3 protein-coding genes are annotated in these 4,070 nt (G+C 41.7%); all 3 read left to right on the top strand.

Annotated features, from left to right (window positions below; all coding sequences use genetic code 11):
- Positions 1-167: 167 nt before the first annotated feature.
- The 3 genes from C7B62_RS24870 to C7B62_RS24860 are packed head-to-tail and all read left to right on the top strand — an operon-like array spanning position 168 to position 3,722.
- Positions 168-557, top strand: coding sequence for a hypothetical protein (locus C7B62_RS24870; RefSeq protein WP_106244127.1), 390 nt, complete (start codon positions 168-170; stop codon positions 555-557).
- A 24-nt stretch (positions 558-581) separates the two neighbouring features.
- Positions 582-1,316 (top strand): hypothetical protein, encoded by a 735-nt coding sequence (locus C7B62_RS24865; protein ID WP_106244124.1) that lies wholly within the window; start codon positions 582-584, stop codon positions 1,314-1,316.
- A 9-nt stretch (positions 1,317-1,325) separates the two neighbouring features.
- Positions 1,326-3,722 carry a hypothetical protein gene (locus tag C7B62_RS24860; RefSeq protein WP_106244121.1) on the top strand — a complete coding sequence of 799 codons (2,397 nt, stop codon included), beginning with the start codon at positions 1,326-1,328 and terminating at the stop codon, positions 3,720-3,722.
- Positions 3,723-4,070 lie beyond the last annotated feature (348 nt).

The raw sequence follows: 4,070 nt of genomic DNA, 5'->3' as shown, positions 1-4,070 counted from the left end.
ATAGTTCAATATCATTATTTGCCATTCTTGATTAACTCGACTTTCTAAGTTAGTACAAGTATACTAATAAAAATGACCTTAGTGAGGTCGTACCTAGAAAGTGTTTAACAAAGTGTTAAACACTTTTAGAATACCTACTTAGATACAAACAATTAGGTTAATTAAATATGGCAAGTTTTACTTATCAAGAAATTTTCGGTAACGACGCTTTGGGTGATCCTGATGAAATTGATGGTTATATCGTAAAGATTAGCAAAAATAGCTTTTTTGATACAGATAATTATGGCGAACTACCAATAGGAGTAGGGCTAAACAGTAACGTTAGTCCTAACGCTACTCAGACGCTTTACGGTATCCTAATGATTTTGATGCAGAATCAAGGAGCGACAGTTAACACCGATCCGACTCAAAAGGTTTATATAACCGATGCAGGAAAGAGCATTGCTACAGGGGAAAGAGACGGGCAAGTAAGACGGTCGTTTACCGTTAGCTTCTATCTTGATGCAGGGCTAGCAGGAATTCCTAGTGTTGACCAGATTGATCCTCAAGTGAATTAACCAGGAGTTCAGACAAGTATATAAATGGTTGAACAATGCACTTCAGGTATTTCTTTTAAAAACAGTGAGTCAAGCTCTTGGCAGTTTCTTGACGCTGATTCGTATCAACTGGAAACTCGTGGAGGACAATGCTTTGTTGGCTACGAGGTAAGTTTTACGGTTACGCTTCGCGAATACTTAGTAGATTGCGATCGAGATAATAACAACAATTGCGTTACCCCTCGGTTTATTAGAGGGTATGCAGACAAAACTGTCTCAGGAACTATTACAACCCCAGATGACAGACGGATTGATACGCCTCTTTTCCATCAAAACCCAGTTTATCCAGAAGTTATGAATTCTGACGGAAGCATAACAACTTTAGCTGACTGGCAAGGATCGCGGGTAATCGCTTTAGTCCTTAATGGAGGAGTAACTCGGACTCGATCAACATCTTTTTATATCTCCTCGCCAAGTCAGGCAGGTTATTACGAAGTTTCTCCTGGGTCTTTCAAACGGTATAATGCGAGATTGTTTTTAAACAATTCTGTCATTACAACGGAGTACAGACCACTAAAGCCCGAACCTCTAGACTGTATAAGAAATTGCACATTTACGGCATATAAAAACGGGCAGCAAGTCTATATCCAGCAAGGGTCTACGTGTCCTTTAGTTCAATGTGCAGGTCAATGTCCTCCCAATACTTGTTCAGTCGATTGTGGTAGCTACGTATGCTGCTACGGCTCAGACGGAATATCGGTTTTTAACTACAATAAATAGTAACTAATTATGCCTACTTGTGATGAACTAGCAACCAAAGCAGAGTTACAGGAACTACGCGACCAGCTTAATGCTGTTCTAGGGGAAAAGGAAGACGGAAGCAAGGTAGACTTGTTTGCGAAAGGAGCAAGTAATGCAGTGCTTCAAGCGGGGGTAGGTGTAACCTTACTGGGTATGGCGAAGAATGTTGCACCCAAAGCAGTCACAGACATCATATTAGAGGGAGCAGCTACAGGTGTTACTTGGCAAAAGCTGGCATCGATGAACACGGGTATTAAAGCCAAATTCGGTAATGGTACTACTGGAAGTTTAGCGGGAATAAACGCTGTAGCTAACACAGCAGGGAACGGTGCAGGTGTAGCCCAAACGGCTGCTAAGGTTGGAGGAACATCGGGAGGTTCGATAATGTTACTTGGGAATCTGGTTCAAATAGCAGGAACTCTGGCTTTAAATAAAGCAACTGTCGATATTATGGATGCTCGTATTGAAGCAGAAGCAACAGGGTCTAGACAAGCTTTAGACCAGATAAATAATACCATGCTTCGCCTATATGAAAAAAACAACGGAGAAATAGCTGCTGCTAGTCAAGACATTGAAAATCAAAACGCGGTTATCGCTAATACTCAGCAACAGGTGTATATTGCCCAAAGTGATATATCGCAGTTAAGGAGTCAGAATTCAGATATCTACAGCAAGCTTGAAGACGCTAATCAGACTATTTACCAGCTACAGGTACAAAATGTAGAAGCCAGGCAAGAAATAGCTAATCTGCAAAATGAACTAACAGAGGCTAAGGTAGAATTCACTAAGACTCTTGATTCAGTTGAAACACAATTAAACTCTGCTCTAGAAGTAATTGAAATACTTAAGGCTGATATAGAAAGTCAGGATAGTCGTATAGCTACTTTAGAGGGAAAAACATATGCTCTCGAAGAGAAGATGCTGATTTACGAGATAGAAAGCAGAAATATGCAATATGCTTTTCAAGACCTAAGAGAAGACTTGGACGCTTTGGAGCAAGAGGACGAAGAGGAAGCGCTGTTAAAAGAAATAAAGTCAAAGCTAGCCTCAGCAAAACTCATTATTGAACAGCATAGAGCAGCAAAGAACAGGAGAAGCGGAAGCGGTGCAGCAGCTATGGGTCAAGCAGCAGCAGCCCAAACGGGAGTCTTAGAACTAACTAATAAGCTTAGTAGCCCCGATTTGAATACCACACCTGTACCTACGACTATTACCAGAGAAGATTTACAAAATAACCCTCAAACCTTTAGAGATCGCTTTGAAGCACTTTTAGACAGGATAAGCCCTAACGCCGTGACCCCAGAACAAATAGAAGACTTACAGACAGGAATACGTACAGGTGTAGCTACTGACCTAACTGCTATCTTTGGCAGTATGATTGTCCCTCGTCTAGATAACATAGCTGATGCCACCTCAGAACCCAAAATAGCCAAGGGTGTCCAGACGGGTATCTGTAACAGCCTTAATGGGGGTAGTTGTCCGCCTACGCCTACTAATCCTAATCCAACTCAAGGACTACAAGGAATGAATGACGGTCTTAATGCAAAACTTGCAGGTCTTGACTTGCTCCAAGGAGCAGCCATACTAGGCTACGTCAAGAATACTAATGAGGCTGTTCGCCACGCTAAGTATGGACTAGAGGCAGTACAGGGGTTTGCTGATAAAGCCTGGAAGGCTACCCATGCTGATAAGATACTTAATGGTATTACTACCGCTCTAGTTGTTCATAACGCCATTATGTTAAGCAGCAACCTAGGTCAAACTATTGGAGATGCTACTAGCAGCGTTTTAAACGCAATAGGTATCAAAGACAGCGAGGACAATCCTATAGATGTTAATACCGTTATCAGAGCTAAGATGACTGAATTAATTAGCTCTGTCATAGGCTCGGAGAACTACGCAGCTTTAACCAAGAAAATAGCTGCTGCTAATCGTATCTATCAAAGTGCAGCTAACGTACTTGACCTGACCAGAAGCCTATTTGATTCTGCTCGTAATGTAGCCGAATTAACTGCTGAGAACACAGGGAAAATAGGCAATGCTCTAAGAGAGGCAGGGGCGGTCTATGAAGATGCTTACGATTTAATGCAGGAGAAGGTTAACCCTCAAAATCAGGCTCAAAGGAGACTAGAAGGACTAGCTAACACCCTGGGAGATTTAGCTGAAGGCGCTAGCGCGATCGCCGAAGTCAGTGAAGAGGTAATCGAAACAAAAGAGAATATTATTCAACTTAAGGCGGAGCGCAAGCAGCTTGAGGACGAAACTAAACTCTTTTTGGATGCTGAGAAGGTCAAGAAAGATGAGGCTAAGGCAGAATCTCAAGCTGAAACCGAACTGGCTAAAATTGATTTTGCTAGAGATGAAAGCGACACAGGGCAGGAGTAACCTCGGCAGCCCTGTACATAACCAGAAAGTGTTAAACACTTTGTTTAACACTTTTAGAACACCTACCTAGACCTTGACTTAGGCTCAACTATTTTTCTAAGCCTTACTAGTTCACACTGTATTTCTGCCAGCTGCTCATTTAACTTTTCCATCTTAGCTGTTTGACGAAACATAGTACTTACCCAGTTATCAATAGCTTTTTCTAGCCTCTCTAGTCTATCTTTGACAAGATAACCCATAATCTAAAAATCTCCTGTTATTACCTTTGTTTACGTGAGTTCGACAAAGTTAGAAAGTAGCAGAAGGTAGTGCCAATAATTCTTTCGGCTCTAGATCGAGAGAAGGTTT

The organism is Pleurocapsa sp. CCALA 161, assembly GCF_003003995.1.
Taxonomy (GTDB): Bacteria; Cyanobacteriota; Cyanobacteriia; order Cyanobacteriales; family Xenococcaceae; genus Waterburya.
The sequence above is the reverse complement of the archived record's forward strand: the minus strand, read 5'-3'. Positions and strand labels throughout refer to the sequence as shown.